This is a genomic window from candidate division KSB1 bacterium (assembly GCA_024655945.1).
Lineage (GTDB): Bacteria > Zhuqueibacterota > Zhuqueibacteria > JANLFK01 > Oleimicrobiaceae > Oleimicrobium.
The window spans coordinates 98,461-115,364 of the sequence record JANLFK010000011.1 but is presented as its reverse complement, the minus strand read 5'-3'; the positions used below and the strand labels follow the sequence as shown (position 1 = coordinate 115,364).

Sequence of the window (16,904 nt, the reverse complement as noted above, 5' to 3'; positions counted from 1 at the left end):
GGATGTTGGCCTTGGCACCAAGCACCACGTCGCTCTCGGTGGACTCTTTGGAAAAGTCCACGACCTTGTTGGCCAGTCCACCTGAGACAGGGAACTTTTTTGCCGTCGGGTAGCGGGTGGCGTACATGTTGTAGAGAAAATTGCCCAGGTCTAGGTTAGGGGCAATGAGGACGTTGACCCTGCCGAGGGGTGAATCGGGATGGTAGCGCTCCCCCAACTTCACCACTGCTGCCTCGCGGGAGATGGCGCAGCTAATCTGCACCTCCGCGTCGATGCGGATGGTAGCGTACCGCGGGTCGCGGCGAACCAAGGCTGCCAAGCGCTGCGGCACCAGCTCCGCCGCCTTGCGCACCAAGTCCACCGACGGCCCTTCGTCCAACCCCTTGGTGGAGTAGGAAACAATGCAGCCGTTGATGCAGGGAAGCACATCCTGCGGGATGATGTCGCGGGCAATCTTGCAGGTGCCCACGGCCACGTCCGCCAGGCGCGCGGGCGTCATACGCGCGTTGACGGCCACGTCGCCAAAGGCCACGATGTTCTGCTCGTAAAACTGCTCCGTGTGCCCTTCTGGCAGGACGAAGATCCCCGCCTCGAAGGCCGTGCCCTTTTGGCCGACGATGCGCATGAAGGGTCGAAAGAACTCGCGCGGCCCATACTTGAGGCCGCCGAACGCCATGTCGGCATACCCCAACTTGACGGCCATGATGGCAAACATGGGGGGCTGGCTCACGAGTTCGCGCGCCTCCTCCTCGCTGCCCAACCATGCGTGTTTGCGCCCGATGCGCACGTACTCCCGCGCGAACTCCTCGAGGAGCTCTTCCTCCTTCGCCAGGTCCACCGCTTTGATATTAGCGAGCAAGTACTCGATGCGAGTGGCGTCCATTTGCGGACAGGCGCGCTTGGCAAAGGCAGCAATCTCTTCTTCGCTTGCCGGGATAACGATCTTGGCAAAACGCACCAGCCGCGCCGCGGCCATGATGACCCGTGGGTCCAAACCGTCCGCGAAGATGGCCGTGGGCTTGATCTTCTCTATGGCCAGTATCTGTTCGTCCAACGAGCGCTCAATGTCGAACACCCGGCTTCCCTCCTGTGGATTTGTCCTTGCCTCTCTATGCATTCAGGGCCTGTCAGGTCAGCAAGCCACCTGTGGCTCAGTCGGGCGACTTCTTGGCGTCAAGGGTAGCGCGCACCACCGTGAGCAACTGCCGCAAGTCGAAGGGCTTCTGCAGGATGCCGTCGCTGACCTGCGCCAACTCCTCCTGCCCGCGTGGGGCGGGAACGAAACCGCTGGTCAAGAGTATGGCTACCTCCGGCTTTTCCGAACGGATGGTGCGGGCACACTCTTCACCGGGTAGGTCCGGCATGAGAAGGTCCACGATCACGAGGTCGATTTCGTCGGCCCGCTGGCGGAAGAGATCCACGCCCTCCACACCCCCTTTGGCGGTCAACACCTCGTAGCCGTGCCTGCTGAGCATCCTCTGACCCAATTCGAGCATCTCTTCCTGGTCGTCAACGAGCAGGATACACTCATTGCCCCCCTTGAGCGGCAACCGTTTCTTCTCCGGCTCAGGCTTGAGCTGTTCCGTCAGTGCCGGCAAGTAAATGTCAAAGGTGGCGCCCTGGCCTGGCGCGCTGCTCACCTGGATCTCACCGCCGTGCCCGGCCACGATGACGTAGACGATGGACAAGCCCAATCCGGAGCCCTTCCCTTTCGACTTGGTGGTGAAGAAAGGCTCGAAGATGTGCTTGATCGTCTCTTGGTCCATGCCTACGCCTGTATCGGAGACGCGCAGCCGCACCACTTCATGCAGCTGTTGATTCTTGAACTGACGCCGTTGCTCGTCGGTGAGGGTAACGTTGTCCGTCTTGATGACGATCTTGCCCCCCTCGGGCACGGCGTCGCGTGCATTGACGCAGAGATTGATGAGCACCTGCTGCAGCTGCACCGGGTCGCCGGAGATGATGCGCAGGTCTTTGGCCAAATGCGTCCTGAGCGCGATCCCCTCGGGCAGGCTATGCGAAAGAAAGCGCGCCGTCTCGCGCACCACCTCGTTGAGCTGCATGGGGCGGCGCTGGGGCCTGGTGTTGCGACTGAAGGCGATGAGCTGCTGGGTCAGCGAGCCCGCCATAGAGGCAAGCTCGATGATCTGCCTCACCATCCCGCGCAGGTGCTCCGGGAGCTCCTCCTCAGCGTCGAGCAACGAGGCGTAGCCCAGGATTTCGGTGAGGACGTTGTTGAAGTCGTGGGCAATGCCGCCTGCCAACATGCCGACGCTTTCCATCTTCTGCGCCTGCTGGAGCTGTTCCTCCAGGGAACGCTGCTGGGTAACGTCCCGCAGTACCACGAAGGCGCCCACCACTTTTCCCCTCTTACGCCGCGGCGTGAGACTCACCTCCAGCCGAAGGATTGCCGCGCTCTTGGTCAGGCCGTCGCCCTCCGTCTGCACCCTGCTGGCCTGCCCCTGCATGAGCTGGGCAAAAAGGCCGCGCAGCGACTCGCGCTCGGTGGGATGAAAGAATTCCCACAACTCCATGCCGGCGAGTTCTTTGCGCGTGTAGCCGAAAACCTCGGCCACGCGACGATTGGCGTACACAATGCCGCCGGCGGTGTTGACAATGACCACCCCCTCGGCGATGCTCTCTGCGAACGACCTGAAGCGCTCTTCCGACTCGCGCAGGCGGCGCTCTGCAGTGCGGCGGCGGGTCACGTCGGTAAACCAGGCCTCGATGCATTGGCCGTGGTCCGGCGTAGTGACCTCCCGGGCATGCACTACCAGTTCGACCTTGCGCCCGTCAAGCCGAGTGGCCGTTACCTCCCGCGCCCGCAACGGCCCTTTGGCCAGCTCGCGGGCCAGCACCTGGCGAGCCTGCTCGTCCAGCAAGGAGGCGATTCCGCGCCGATTGAGCTCCTCAACAGCGGAGGCGCCGAGAATCTCCAAGCCAGCGCTGTTGACCTGGATGACCCTCCCCTGGCGGTCCACCAGGCATACGCCCACCGCTGCGTGTTCCACCAAAGCCCGGTACTTCTCTTCAGAGCGCCGCAGTTCCTGCTGAAGGAGGTACTCCTCGGTAGTGTCGCGCGCCAGGCCGTGCACCCCCACCAGTTTGCCCTCGCGATAGAGCGGAAGGATCTCGGTCGAGAAGGTCTGTACCACCTTACGTTCGCGGTCGACGTGCACGGTGCGCACGCCGGACATCACCCGCCCAGTTCGGAAGACCGCTAAGCAGGAACGACGGAATGTCTCCCAGCTCTCCGGCGTGTGCGTTATCTTGGCGCGCACCAAGCCGCCTTCGGCCTTCAGCGTAGCCAGGTCAGGGATGTCGGCAAAGCCACGGCTGAGCTGCAGGGGAATTGCCAGCTCGAAATGCTCAGGGTCGGGAATTTCAATAGCCCAATAGAGATCCCGCGAGGTCTCGACCAACTGCCGATAGCACTGGTCGGCATCGGCGCCGCTCACTTTTCCCGCCTCTTGAAGCGCGACCACCACGAGCCGGGTGTGGTTTTCCCCGTAGACGGTGAACATGCGTGCGCCCACGGCTGCCAGGGCGCCGTCTTTCCTGCGCAAAGTTAGGGAGACACCGATCAGCTTGCCGGCCTCCGCGCCGCTCAGCCATCCGGCCGCGTTCGCCTGCTCGTCGCTCGCCACGAGCTCGGCAAGGGAGCGTCCGCGCAATTCCTCCTCTGCATAGCCAGTGAGGGCGGCCGATGCGACATTGGCATGAAAGATCTTCCCGTCCGCTGTACAGACCAAGCAAGCAAGCGGGAGGCCCGCCACCAGAGACCTGAGCAAGTCACCTGCATCCGGTCGAACTCCAGGCGTAGAAGGCGCCGGCAAAGCCAAGAGGGCCACCGCTCCACCTGCAGGGATTGCCATACAGCGCGCGCCTGTGCGGTCACCCGACTTGTGGAGGAGCTGCACGTCAAGCACCCTGGGCGCGGGCGATGGGGAAGTTTCTGCCACCTCAAAGAGCCCCTCTGCCCCTGCGATGACCGACTGCAAGTGGGCGCCCGCAAGCTCGCCGGCTGCGTATCCCAGCTCTTGCTCCACCGCCCGGCTGTGCCGCAGGATCCGCTGCGAACTGTCCACCAGGAGCGCCGGCCCTGGCCACCCTTCCACAAGGGCCTGCAGCTGCGCAGTCGCCAATGCTGGCGCAGTGGGTGGCTGCATCCCCGTCTCCACGCGCTGCACCACTCCCAGGTACGTGGGAGGCGCACCTGCTTCCCTCTCGAGAGCGGCCATGCTCAGCACGGTCGGCAGTTGGTCGCCATCAGCGGTGCGCACTGTCACCTGCCGCGCGACGATTTCATTTTTGCCTTGCAGCTCCTCCAGCAGCGGCAGGCACTCCAAGTCTATGAGGTCGCCGAGCAGGTTGCGCCCCACCAATGCCTGGCCCCCGGCGTAGCCGAGCATCCTGGCCAGTTCCTGGTTCGCCGCGCTGATTTGCCAGTCCACTGTGGCAACGAAAGCGCCTGCCGGAATGAGTGCTAACAGCCGTTCCGTCACCAGGAGCGAAGGCAGGGCCGCAGGGGCCTCTGGGGCAGGCGCGGCCGGCGGCACACCCAGCGCCTCTCCCACCGCCTGCTCGATGGCTTCCAGCATCGTGAGGAAGTTGGCCCCCAGATAGACGTCTACCGGGTCAAGAAAATCCTCGCCAGAGACGGCTCCCCCGCTGCTCACGACTTGCTCATTGAGCAGCTCCAGTTGGCGCCGCACCTCGCCAAAGGTCTGCGCCACCCGCACCACGGCAGCCACATCCGAGTCAACGACCATTGGCAGCGCCGCTAAGGCTACGCCACCGCAAAAGAGCGTGGCCACAAGGCGCTTGCCCTGCATCGCGTCCCGGTCACGCAGCAGCCAGTTGGCAGAAAGGCAGTGGTAGAGACCTTGTAGGGCCGAGGCCGAAAGGGAGGCCTTCTGTTCGACAGATTTGCTCGGGGTGGTAAGTGAGTGACCGTGGCGGTCACGGATGGCGATGGCCACGTGGTATTTCTGGGCCAGCTCATCCTGAACCGCTTGCAGGCGGGCATGCACCTCCTCGGCAGCAGGCGCCGATATCATGTCAGACACCTCCGCGGCAACGACCAGTCCTCACACCCTCAACACCTCTTCACCTCCACTGCCTGCCCCGCCCGGGGCTGCCTGACCACGCTACAATGTACACAAACTCCGCCTCAATGTCAACGTGAAACTGACACCCTACCCACCTGCGCTAAGCTGGCATCCCATCCGCGCATAGCGCGCGAAGAACTCGCCTATGCGCTCATAGGCGCTCTCCAACACCTTTTCCGGGGGCAGAAACACCACCCGAAAGTGCTTCGTGCCGGGTTTCTGACCGAACCCACTTCCCGGCACTACCACCACGCCCGTTTCCAAAATGAGGGCACGCACAAAGTCGTCGTCTGTTCCGTCCACATCAAGGCGGGGGAATGCATAGAAGGCACCTTGTGGCTTGACGCACGAGATGCCCGGTATCGCGTTCAACATGCGCACGGTAATGTCCCGACGCCTGGTCAAGCGCGCCATCACATCTTCCAGGTGGCTCTGGTCCCCTTCCAGGGCCGGGCGGATGGCCCATTGCTCTGGGTGATTGGCGCACAGCCTGGCGCGCAGCAGCTTGTTGATTGCCTCCACATAGTCTTTGAGCCATTCGGCCCTGCCGCTGACGATCCCCCAGCCGATCCGGAACCCGGGCACCAAGTAGGCTTTCGACAGTCCGTTCAAGGTGACCACCGGCACCTCTGCGTTGAGCGCGGCGATAGACACGTGGCGCAGGCCGTCAAAGATGAGCTTGTCGTAGATTTCGTCGGCAAAGATCACCAGACGATGCCGCAAGGCAAGCTCGATGATGTTTTGCAGCACCTCTTCGCGATACAGAGCACCGGTGGGGTTATTGGGGTTGATGAGCACGATCGCCCTGGTCTTCCCGTTGATCTTCTTAGCGATGTCGCGCACGTCCGGCTGCCAGTCGCTTTCTTCGTCAAGATAATACTCATTGACCTCCACGCCCAGCTTATTCAGGAGGGCGCTGTAGAGCGGGTAACCCGGCGAGGGGAGGAGCACATTCTCCCCCTCATTGGCAAGGGCGGTCAGGCAGACGTCGATGGCCTCGCTGGCGCCGGTGGTGATGAAGACGTCTAAGATGTTGTCGATCCCTTTGGCCCGAGCCGCTCGCGCAATGGAGTCGCGAGCCTCCTGCACCCCGGATGAAGGGGAGTAGCCGTTCATGTTGCGCAGCATGGCCCGGTAGGTCGCCTCGATAATGTGCCGTGGCGTCTGGAAGTCAAAGGCATTCGGGTCGCCGATGTTCAGGTACAGCATCTCTTTGCCCTGTTTGGCCGCCTGCTCGGCCAAGATCACGATGTCCCGCACCGCATAGGTAATCTTCTCCGTGCGGCGGGCCGGCACAATCACTCCGTCTCCTGCCATTCCTACCTCCTGGATGTTCTCCATGCTGCATCAAGCCCTAAGCCACGCTCGGCATCACTCCCCCATCAGCTGCGTTCCGTAAGCAAAGAGGTTACCGGCGCGGTAGATTTCCAGCTGCACCGACGAGAACGGCACTGCATTGATCGTGGCACCGTTGGTGCGGTTCACGATGCGACCGCTCGCCACGTCCACCTCGATCTCGTCGCCATGGTTAAGGGGGGCGTCGCCGAGGCCCGGGCACTCCAACAGCCCCAAGCCAGAATTGATGGCGTTACGCTTGTAGATGGCGCCGGTGGATTCACTGATGATGAGCTTAATCCCTAAGGTGCGGAAACAATCCACCCCCTGTTGCCGGGAGGAGCCACAGCCAAAGTTCTTGCCCACCACGACGATATCCTGGGGCGTGGCCCTGCGGCCAAAATCTTCGTACCCGCGCAGGTTGTCGAATGTGTACTGCCCCATCTGGGCCACGTCCCTGATGTGCAAATAGCGGTTGTGAAAAATCATGTCGGTGTCAATGTCGTCGATCAGGTCCCCACGCTCGTCCACGATCTTGAACACCCTGCCCACGATGAGCTCGGCTCCACCGGCAGGTGTCGAAGGAGTCGGCGAGAAGACCTCTGCCTGCGCCGGGCGAGAGGGGCGCACCGCAGCGGAAGGCGTCGCCTCACTTCTCCGCACCAAACACTGGCCATCGGGCACAAAATCGATGAGCGTATGGGCCACAGTCGTCGGGCAGGTAATGAATCCCCGCAGGGCACTGGCCGCTGCAGTGGCCGGGCTGGCCAGGTAGGTGTCGCCTTTGCCCTGTTTGCCGCGAAAGTTCCTGTTGGAGGTGCTGATCTGCACCTCATGCTCTCCCACCATGCCAATCTGGCCAGAGGCACATCCGCCACAGCCCGGGTGGCTGACCACCGCCCCTGCTTCGCGGAAGATTTTGATGAGTCCATCGTCCAACAGCCGGTCGTACACTTCCGCCGTGGCCGGGACGATCTTGAGCATCACGCCCTCTGCGACGCCCCGGCCACGCAGAATGCTGGCCACCACCGCATAGTCCTCGTACCGTCCGTTCGTGCAGGAGCCGATAAAGACCGAATCGATGCGCACGCCGCCCAGCTCGCTGGCCGGCACGACATCGGCAGGACTGTTCGGCCTGGCCACCTGCGGGCGCAAATGGCTCACGTCGATGTCGATGACCCGAACGTACTCCGCATCGGAATCGGCAGTCACCGGACTTACCGCTCGCCCAGAGCGCGCCCGGCAGTAGGACAGGACCTCCTCATTGGGCACCATGAACGCAGCGATGGCACCCATCTCGGTGGCCATGCTCGCCAAGGTGATGCGGCCGGCAAGAGAGAGTTGGTCGATGGCCGGGCCGTAGAGTTCCACCGCCTTCCCCAGTGCCCCTTTTGTCCCTAACTTGCCCACGATGTACAGCGTCAGATCCTTTGCCGTGGTGGGATAGTGGAAGGTACCGTAAAGGTTGACACGAATAGTCGCCGGCACTTCGAACCAGGTTCGCCCCGTCTTGAAGGCGAAAGCAATGTCCTGGTCGCCCATTCCCTGGCCGAATGCACCGATGGCCCCGAGGATGTTCAGATGGCTATCGGTCCCGACCATCACTTCGCCGGGCACCACCAATCCCTGCTCGATAACCACGTGCGAGCCAATCCCCTGGTTGACGTCGTAGACGCGAATACCCTGCTCGCGGGCAAACAGGCGGCAGATTTGTTGGTTGTCCGCATAGCCGGCGGTGTTGGCCGGCACGTTGCAATCGAAGGTAAACACGGTGCGCGACGGGTCGGCCACGTAGTTGCCCTGGTAGTGCTCGCGCAGGTTCTTGACCACATTGGCCCCGCCAAAGTCGCGCGCGCTGCGCAGGTCGATGTCCATCCACACAATCTCGCCGGCCCGCGCCTGGCGGTCCGCATGAGCGGAGATGATTTTCTCGATGATCGTCTGTCCCATAGCACTCCTTGCCGCTGCTACTGCTGCCGGAATAGCGTGACCATTTGGCGAAGTGTCTGCTCCTTGACCTTCATCATTTCCTCCTTGGAGGAACAGAAAATGGTGCCGGCGGCTGCTCCCTTGTGCCCGCTCCCGATGTTCAGCTGGCGCATGATCTCGCCCACGTCCTTGCTGTGTTGCTCTGCAGCCATGGTGACGCCGAGAGAAAAGGAGATGCTGAGATCAGTAGTCTTGGTGCCATCGCGGAACAGGTTGCGCACCTCGATGACCCCTTTCGCCTGCGGAAAGAGCAGATAGGCGAGCTGTCGTATCACCTGGGGCCTGCGATTGTGGCGGGTGAGGTCCAAGACCACCAGCTCCTGCTCCGGGTCTTCTGGCAAGAAGCGTGCATCGGCGCGGACGAGCTCCAGCATCTCCTGTTCGAGCCGCCGGTAGCGCGCAAAGCGCTCTTGCACATCCGGTTGCGCAGCCACGCTCCCCAGGGGTTCCTCCTTTAACCGCTGCACCAAGGAGCGTAAGTACGGCCACTTGCCACCGTCGGGCTGCTGCTGGAGGAGCTTGATCGTGCCATCCACCACCTTGCCTGGCGTCTCTTTGCGCCATTCCTCCACCGACCCAAAGCGGAAGGCATCGATCACGTCCGCCTCGGCCACCAGCTCGGCAAAGTGCGCGGGCAGAGCAATCCCTTGCTCGGTGAAGTACTCGTAGAGCACACGCGCACATGAGTCACGCGGGGCAAACCGGCCGCTCACCTGCTCAGGGTCAATCCCGCGTAAGTGCAACTCCTCGAGGTTGGCCTCGTGGTGATCGAACCACAGCCCGCACTCCAACGGGTAGGGCAGGTCACAGACAACATCCGCTTTGGTAATGGTGATGCGCGCCTCGCTCACCGTCCGCGGCCCGGTGAATTCGATGTGGTTCACATGCAAGGCGTGTGAACAGAGGACGGCACAGGCCAACCCGTCAAAGTCCTCGTGCGTGATTATCTTCTGGTACATCCACTTGGCTTCCCAGCTACGTGGTGGCTTCTGGGCGCTCCTGCCGCGGGCGCTCGGCCAGGTCTCAGGCCTGTGGCCACGGCTTGCGCAGGAGGGCAGCGAAAATTTAGGAAATCTGCGCACAAGGGTCAAGCTCTTTGTGACGCAAAAAAAATTGCGCTTTGCATGTTATCTTACCGGCGTCAGGGGGCGGGAGCCGCGCCATCTTGCATCCACCCCTGGGGGCACAGCCTCTTGACTGAAAACTGCTGCGCGTTTCAACTCGTGTAAGCGAGCGCTTTTCATTTTGCCCTGCCGCCGAGGCGCTACGGTTCCCACCACACTTGGTGGCACCGGAGGCGGCTGCGATTGGGGCTTGAGGTGGGGCGCTGAGCGGCGTTTGCCGGAGGGCCAAAGTGGGGAGGCCAGCCGTTCTATGGGTGCACCGGTCATAAGCGCGGTGCGCACGCCGCGAAAGTGGGTCCTGCTCACCCCATATCACCTCAGTGAGCACGTCGTGTGGCGGTTTTGGGAAGAGTGGGAGTACCACCGCGTTTTCCTGACGCCGCGCCGTCTCAGGGGACAGATGGGGTCGCTTTGGTGCTGGAGACGTTCGACGTGGCTCCCTCTTTCGATGCTCGCCTCCATTCACCTCAGCCGCCGCTTTGCCTGGTGGTGGCTGCTCCTAAGCGTGCTCAACGCCGGGCTTGCCGCGGCCAAGTTCTGCGGCGCCCGCGTGCTCCCTGCGGTACAACCGATCGTGTTTCTGCTCATCTCAGCCGTGTGGGCTCTTTTCTTCCTGATCAGGAGCTGGTAGCGCGCGACCTTTGCGGGGCCGACGTGCAGCATTGAGCTTGTTGTTCCCCTGACGGCAGGGCCTGGCCTTCGCCGCTTTTGCCTTCGCGTGATAGAGTGTCAGGAACGGCTCGGCGGTGCCCAGCCAGAGGAGGAGCCCCCCGCCACGGGCCTGCCGCCGTGGCCCCGGAAGCCACACGGCTTGCCGCCAGGAGGGCCCCCTCGCCAGCGCAGGGTGCCCAGGACGCTGAAGTCCGCCCGTTGGGTTTAGCCAGCTCCGCCGCCAGAACCACCAGCGCCACCGCCAGCGCCGGTGGCCGAGCTCACGCTGCTGGTCACCGTCGAAACCATCGAGCTCAGCGCCTCGGCAATTCCTCCTCCTGGCCGCGAGGCAATGCCCCCCACATACCAGGAAAAGGTGGCCAGTTGTTCCTCAGGCATCTGCCCCAAGAACGCCTCCATCGCTTTGGAACGAACACCCAGGGCGGTGCCATACACCAGCAGCTTGTCAACCTCAGATGGGTACTCCGTGAATTGCGCATCTTTTGCCCCGAATTTGGCCAAGTATCTGGACAAGGCCTTCCACTGCCGGGCTTCGACCTCCGCCTCAGGAGTGCGGCGCGGCACGAGAAAGGAGAGGGCAAACACACCGAGCGTGACACCAGCCAACAGCAAAGCCCACTCCTCCACCAAGAAACCGGCTGCCACCGTCAACAGAAGCAGCAGGCCGGAAAGGAGCAACGAACGTTTCATGGCGCGTAAGCTCTCCTGGTCGTAGAAGTTGCGCGCCCTGGCCTCCGTGGCCACCTCTTTGCTCCACTGGGAAAAGAACGAAGCCGTCGCACTTCGGTGTCTCTTCAGCTCCGCAAGACTGAGGCGGGTTTCTCCGTCCGAAAGAGGTCCGAAAAGGTAGGCCAGCAGCGTCCGTTCATAGAGCAGCAGGCGACCCTCGTCTGCATCGCGGCGTGCGCGCTCCCTGTCCAATTCAAGCACATATTCGGGCTTTGGGATTCGGCCGCGCCTGTCGCCTGCGGGCTGTTCTTCGACGATCTTGATGAGCCCGCGCCGCGCCAAGTCCAGGAGCGTGGCCACCATGGCATTGGCGCTCACGGTGCGGTCAAAGACCAGGTAGCTGACCAAGGCGGGTGGCGTATCCGTCGGGGGGACGCCGGACAAGGCTGGCTGCCCTGGCACCGGATGGCGGCGACCGTAGACGCGGTAGATGTTCCACCAGCTCAGCAGCCCACCGACGCTGAGCAGTGCGACAAACCACCTGCCGTGCTCCTTTCGCGCCTTCTTGCTGGCCTCACCTGCCAGAGCCTGCTGCCGCTCGAGGTTGGCGCGCTCGGCCCACGCAGCCTCCTCCTGCAGAATAACCGCCTGGACGGAGTCTGGCTGCACCGGGGCGCCCGCAAAGACTTGTGCAGGATATAGGGCCCTTACCTCCCAGAAACGCCGTTTGGGAAGCTGTGCCACGTCGGCCAAAATGGTCCCGTCGTCGCGAATGAGAACATTCCCCCAGAGGGGACCATGCGCCCAAGCGCGCACTTGCCCTGTCGCAAGTGGTTGCGGCGGCACAATGCGCACGGTCACCGAGCCACTTGGCTTGTCCCAACCACTCCCCACGAACTGGTAGTAGAGGACGGCAACGTCCGGGTGACGGCGTACGACGTCCAACAGGCGGAACCGCAGCGTGAAGGTGCGCACCTGGTTGCGCGCGCGATAATACCAGCGCACGCGCAAGAGCTCGGCGGTCTGTTCGATGGTGTAGGTGCCAGGTTCCTGCGAGTCATCCAAGCAATACTCCATTTCTCCTTCGCTCAGCCGCACATCGCGGACGCCCCCGGTGCCGGCCAGCGGCAACTCGTAGCTCGCCCAGGTGAAGTTGCCCACAAACCGATACTGCCGCTGCTCGACCACATCCATGCTTCCGTCCTCGTGCAGGTAGGCGTTCACCCATACGCCCAGGATGTCGTACCTCTTGCCGGCCGCCTGAAGAGGGGACAGGCAGAACAGCATCATGAGCGCAGCAACAACCCAGCGCCGAACGAACATCATCGTCTGGGGCCGATGTGACAACACGCCGGTCTGGACTGTCGGCATCTTTCCCTCCCGGATGTCAGCTCAAAGTTTTGCTTGTGACCAGATCTTGGCAAAGGTCGCGGCAGAGGCCGCCCGCGTCTCCCCCTTTCGTGCAGTGGCACCCGCAGGACTGGCACCGAGCCCTCGTCGTGACGACAGTTGCGATTGCCGACTCTTCTCGACACCTGGCGCCGGACCCTCCGGAGTGTTCGCCATTCCCTCCTGGTCCTGCCCCTTGTACCACCACTCAGCTGTAACATTCTGCACCGCCAGGCGCCTTCTTGGTCGAGTGCAACTTTTTCGCGCTTCGACTGGTCTAAGGCGGTGAACGCTTTGTGCCACACTGGCTCGCACAGTTGCCATTTCGTCAGACAATTGCCTTGGATGGGACGATGATCATGGTCAGTACTCTCGAGGACAAAGTCGCGCTGATTACTCCCGAGGGGAAACTCATGGGCGGCCCGGAGACCGCCACCCTTTGCCAGGAAGTCGAGAAGCTGGACCGTGCCGGCTACCGCAAGGTCGTTCTGGACTTGAGCCGCGTGCGCTGGGCAAATAGCACCGCCATCGGCGCGCTCATCAAGTGCTTCTTGACGCTGCAGAGCCATGGAGCCGAGCTTCGTTTAGCATGCCTCAGCGAGCGGGTGCGCCACTACATGACTATCACCAAGCTGAATCAAGTCATGCCGACCTTCGAGTCGGTGGAACAGGCCTTAACTTCCCCGTCTCCTGCTTAGCCGCCCTGCCCTGCGCTGGCAGGACTGCCTTTTGACGGCTCTGGACTCGACCCTGCGTGGCAACGCAACAAGCAGGCATCCCCCCAGGTGCTCACTTCATGTTCCCTATGCCCACCTCGCACATGAGGGCCTCTACCTCGGCCACCGTCTTAGGTGCAGCAGCTGAAAGCACCTCGTGACCCTGTACCGTGACAAGGACGTCGTCCTCAATGCGCACTCCCAGGTTCTCCTCCGGGATGTAGATGCCCGGCTCGACGGTGATAACCATTCCGGGCTGCAGCACCGCTGCCTCGCCGACGTCGTGCACGTCCAGGCCAAGTTGATGGCTGGTGCCGTGCACGAAATACTTGCCATACTCCCCAGGACGGCTGATGAGCCCCAGCTGCACAAGCCCCTGCCCGATGACCTGCGCCGCCTTCTCGTGGACATCGGACATTCTGACTCCTGGCTTGACGATGGCAATGGCCTCCGTCTGGGCCTTGAGCACTATCTCGTAAACCGCGCGTTGTCGCTCCGAAAAGGTGCCGCTCACCGGCATGGTACGGGTGACGTCCGCGCAGTAGTGCCGGTACGATGCTCCTATGTCCACAACGAGCAGGTCCCCCGCTTCCATCTGTCGCTTGTTCTCGCTATAGTGGATGCGGCAAGAATTGGGTCCCGAGCCGATGATGGGAGCGAAGGCCGAGCCATCGCCGTCCCCGCGGCGGAACAGGTACTCCACCAAGGCAGCGACCTCGTACTCCCACATGCCGGGCTCCACGGACTTGGCGGCCTCAACTTGGGCTGCGCAGGTGAGCTGCGCCGCTTTGCGGATGAGCTCCACCTCTGCCTGGCTCTTGATGACCCGCAGCCCGGCCAGCAGGCCCGTTGGGTTGCTGACCACCACGGGATAGTGGCGCAACCGCGCCGCCTCGATGAGCTCCAGCTCCTTGGTGAGCGGCTCCTCCAAGCGCAGGCGCGGCGCCCTGAAGTAGAGCGTATCGGCACGTGTGAGTGCCTCGGCAAAGACCCCGTAGAACTCATGCAGCGGGCGCGCCACATCGATGAGCAGTTCGCTGGTGGGCTGCTCCGGAGTCAGTTCTTCCCCGCCAGTAGGTCTTTCCAGGAAAATGACCTCCTTGGCAGGTCGCTCTTGACCCACAATCGGCAGCCCGCGTCTGCTCAGTACCAGCACCGCACCCGGCTGGTTGATGCCGGTGAGGTAGTAGAAATTGCTCTCCTGGCGAAATGGGCAGCCGTAACTTTCGGCAGACCGCTCCTGGGCCTTGAACACTGCCACGCCCCGGGGCGAAAGAAGCTTGCGCACCGCCTCGCGACGCGCTTCGTATTCCTCAGCAGGCTGCGCCTTGGCAGCTGTGGCAACGACACACCACGCCGCGGTCCAGACCAGCGCCGCGAGCGCGCGATGGCGAAGTGACTTGCCATCCATGACCGGCCTCCTGATCACGGGGCGCACTCCCCTCCGAGCACATGCCTGATGCCCTCCGCCTCATAGCCGGCATTCACCTTCCACCAGCCGTCCGAACCCTGGTATTCGAAAGCCGACACCCCGTCGCTCAGCCAGACGTGAATATGTACCTTACCGCCTCCATAGTTGTAGAAGCCGCAAAGGTCATCAAACCCGTCGCCATTGTAGTCGCCGGCAGCAACGCCGGCGAGCTTGGTGGCATCATAGCCCGCTTTTTGCCGCCACCAGCCTGCCGACGTCTTGTATTCGAAGCGGTTCAGCCCATTGTTGAGCCAGACATGAATGGCAGTCTTGCCGTTTCCGTAGTAATGGAAACGGGCAAGGTCGTCCAGGCCGTTGCCGTCAAAATCGCCGCAGGCCACCTTCACCAGCCGGTCGGCCTCGTAGCCTCCCTTGTTTGTGCTGAACCACCCGTTGGAATCAGAGTACTTGAAACCAGCGCCACCGTTGTTGATCCAGGTATGGATACGCGGCACGCCGTTGCCGTAGTAGTAGATGGCGGCCACGTCGGAGTACAAGGTGGGAAGTTGTTCCGTGCCTGTCGTCTCCTGACTGTACCCCGAGGCGACGACCAGACCGCCAACCAGATAGAGTGCGAGACATCTTTGCGCCCAAGTCATAGCCAGACCCTCCACTCTCACTGCGCAGCGTCTGTGTAGACATCTACTTGGCATTTGCCTGCCAGCCATACGTCTGGTACTGCCAGCGGAAGTCTCTCCCTTTCACGTCCACCACCACAAATCCTTCGGAGAAGCCACGGTATGGTCCTCCCCACCATGCACCTGAAACCGCGCCGCCGGTGACAAAGTGGGTTCCTCTCATCACGATTTCTTCCACGTCATGCATGTGTCCTTGCAGGACCAGGGGCACATAGTGGTCGCCGCAGGTGCGCACGACCTCCAGGGCATTGGTCACCGCCAAGGCACGATCCAATGCGGCCAGCGGGCCGCGGGCGAATTGCTCCGCTACCGAGAACAAGGGGATATGCATGACCAACACCACCGGCGTGCCCTTTTTTACCTGTGCCAGGTCGCTGGCCAACCAGGCCAACTGGAGCGAATCGACGTAGCCGTAGTAGGTGCGCTCAGGGGTGAAGCCAATGGCATCCAGGAGCACAAAATGCCACCCCGCGTGGTCGAAGGAGCGGTAAGTGCGCCCCTCTCCGATGCGCTTCTTGAACATCTCTTTGCCAAATTCGGGGTGACTGGGGTCGACCCCGCTGCTCTTGTACAGGCCAAACACCTCGTGATTGCCAATGCAATTGTACAGAGGCATCTGGAACTCCTTGACCAGGGCAAGGTAGAGCATGTAGAGAGAGTCGGCACGGCCGCAGCCCTGCTCAAGCGCATCCATGATCAAGTCGCCGCCGGTGATGACAAAGGCCGGCTTGGGGCGCAGGGCATTCACCGCCTGAATGGCAGCGCGGAAGCCCTCGGCACCCCGCTGCTCAGGCTGTACGTGGATGTCAGTCATGAACACAAAGCGGAACGACTGCTGCTGTTGGCCACACGCCACCAGGAGCACGAGCACGAACAACCCACCGAAAATCAGAGCACGATGCCGGAGACCCCTCACAAGTGCTTTCATGGGAGCTTCCTCCTCTTGTCCAACTCAAAGCAAGTTGCCCGCAACATAGCTCACGGCGTTGCGAAAGATGAAAACGCCGTCGCCCTCGCTCCTCAGCCCTTCTCTTGTCCAGCGGGGATGATGCGTGGGATCAAAGTGCCGCTCAGGGTGAGGCATGAGCCCACACACCCTACCAGACGGGTCGCAGATGCCAGCAATGCCCGCCACCGAGCCATTGGGGTTCCAGGGGTAGGTACAGGGTGCTCCCTCGGGGTGGATGTATTGCAGTACCACCTGGCCGTTGTTCTGTAGGCCCTGGATGAGCTCTTTCGAGGCAGCCACAAACTTGCCTTCCGCGTGCGCAACAGGAAGGTAGATGCGCTCTGGTCCATCGGCTGTGAACACACACGGGCCGGAGTTGATGCGCAGGTAGACCCACCGGTCTTCGAACTTGCCGGAGTCGTTGTTGGTCAGCGTGACCCGCTGTGGGGCGCCCAAGTCGACCTCGGGCAAAAGCCCAGCCTTGGCCAGCACCTGAAAGCCGTTGCAGATGCCGATGATGAGCTTGCCTTGCCGGTGGAACTCCACCAAGGCCAGGCCCAGCTTGTACTTCAGCTCGTTGGCCAGGATCTTGCCCGCCGACACGTCGTCGCCGTAGGTAAAACCCCCCGGAATCGCCAAGATGTGATAGTCATGCAGACTGAGCTGCCCGCTTACTACACGATTGACATGCACGAGATCGGCCTCCGCTCCCACTGCCCGAAAAGCGAAGGCGGTTTCCTGATCGCAGTTGGAGCCTGCCGCGCGCAGCACCAGAACTCTGACCTTTTTCATCCTCGGCATCCTGTCTTGTCCCTTCGCCGTGCAGGTTGACCACGCGCGC

11 protein-coding genes and 1 pseudogene are annotated in these 16,904 nt (G+C 62.3%); 2 read left to right on the top strand and 10 right to left on the bottom strand.

The window, feature by feature from the left end; translation table 11 throughout:
* Positions 1-34 precede the first annotated feature (34 nt).
* The 5 genes and pseudogenes from NUW13_12980 to NUW13_12960 all read right to left on the bottom strand — a co-directional run bounded on the left by NUW13_12980 (position 35) and on the right by NUW13_12960 (position 9,394).
* Positions 35-1,117 (bottom strand): annotated as a pseudogene (locus NUW13_12980) (phosphate acyltransferase).
* A gap of 34 nt (positions 1,118-1,151) precedes the next feature.
* Entirely contained in the window at positions 1,152-5,060 is a 3,909-nt protein-coding gene (locus NUW13_12975; GenBank protein ID MCR4439929.1) for a PAS domain S-box protein, read from the bottom strand.
* A gap of 138 nt (positions 5,061-5,198) precedes the next feature.
* Positions 5,199-6,428 carry an aminotransferase class I/II-fold pyridoxal phosphate-dependent enzyme gene (locus NUW13_12970; GenBank protein ID MCR4439928.1) on the bottom strand — a complete coding sequence of 410 codons (1,230 nt, stop codon included), beginning with the start codon at positions 6,426-6,428 and terminating at the stop codon, positions 5,199-5,201.
* 54 nt (positions 6,429-6,482) lie between these two features.
* Complete coding sequence (locus NUW13_12965; GenBank protein ID MCR4439927.1) at positions 6,483-8,396, bottom strand: aconitase/3-isopropylmalate dehydratase large subunit family protein; 1,914 nt, start codon at positions 8,394-8,396, stop codon at positions 6,483-6,485.
* Between the two features lie 17 nt (positions 8,397-8,413).
* Positions 8,414-9,394, bottom strand: coding sequence for a hypothetical protein (locus NUW13_12960; GenBank protein MCR4439926.1), 981 nt, complete (start codon positions 9,392-9,394; stop codon positions 8,414-8,416).
* Positions 9,395-9,809: 415 nt separating this feature from the next.
* Between NUW13_12960 and NUW13_12955 the strand changes: the two genes are divergently transcribed.
* The gene (locus NUW13_12955) at positions 9,810-10,190 is read left to right on the top strand and encodes a hypothetical protein (GenBank protein MCR4439925.1); all 381 of its coding nucleotides are present in this window, start codon (positions 9,810-9,812) and stop codon (positions 10,188-10,190) included.
* A gap of 245 nt (positions 10,191-10,435) precedes the next feature.
* Here the strand turns inward: NUW13_12955 and NUW13_12950 are convergent, their stop codons facing one another.
* The gene (locus tag NUW13_12950; protein MCR4439924.1) at positions 10,436-12,271 is read right to left on the bottom strand and encodes a DUF2207 domain-containing protein; all 1,836 of its coding nucleotides are present in this window, start codon (positions 12,269-12,271) and stop codon (positions 10,436-10,438) included.
* A gap of 377 nt (positions 12,272-12,648) precedes the next feature.
* Here NUW13_12950 and NUW13_12945 point away from each other — a divergent pair, with 377 nt between their 5' ends.
* Positions 12,649-12,987 (top strand): STAS domain-containing protein, encoded by a 339-nt coding sequence (locus NUW13_12945; protein ID MCR4439923.1) that lies wholly within the window; start codon positions 12,649-12,651, stop codon positions 12,985-12,987.
* A 91-nt stretch (positions 12,988-13,078) separates the two neighbouring features.
* On the opposite strand, the gene NUW13_12940 is transcribed toward NUW13_12945, so the two are convergent.
* Genes NUW13_12940 through purQ form a run of 4 tightly spaced genes read right to left on the bottom strand, consistent with a single transcriptional unit; the run spans position 13,079 to position 16,855 of the window.
* A complete protein-coding gene (locus tag NUW13_12940) occupies positions 13,079-14,416 on the bottom strand; it encodes an aminopeptidase P family protein (GenBank protein ID MCR4439922.1) in 1,338 nt (445 codons plus the stop codon).
* Positions 14,417-14,430: 14 nt separating this feature from the next.
* Positions 14,431-15,075, bottom strand: coding sequence for a VCBS repeat-containing protein (locus tag NUW13_12935; GenBank protein MCR4439921.1), 645 nt, complete (start codon positions 15,073-15,075; stop codon positions 14,431-14,433).
* Positions 15,076-15,118: 43 nt separating this feature from the next.
* Positions 15,119-16,042: a metallophosphoesterase gene (locus tag NUW13_12930; GenBank protein ID MCR4439920.1), complete on the bottom strand. Its 924-nt coding sequence runs from the start codon at positions 16,040-16,042 to the stop codon at positions 15,119-15,121.
* A gap of 24 nt (positions 16,043-16,066) precedes the next feature.
* Complete coding sequence (purQ, locus tag NUW13_12925) at positions 16,067-16,855, bottom strand: phosphoribosylformylglycinamidine synthase I (GenBank protein MCR4439919.1); 789 nt, start codon at positions 16,853-16,855, stop codon at positions 16,067-16,069.
* Positions 16,856-16,904 lie beyond the last annotated feature (49 nt).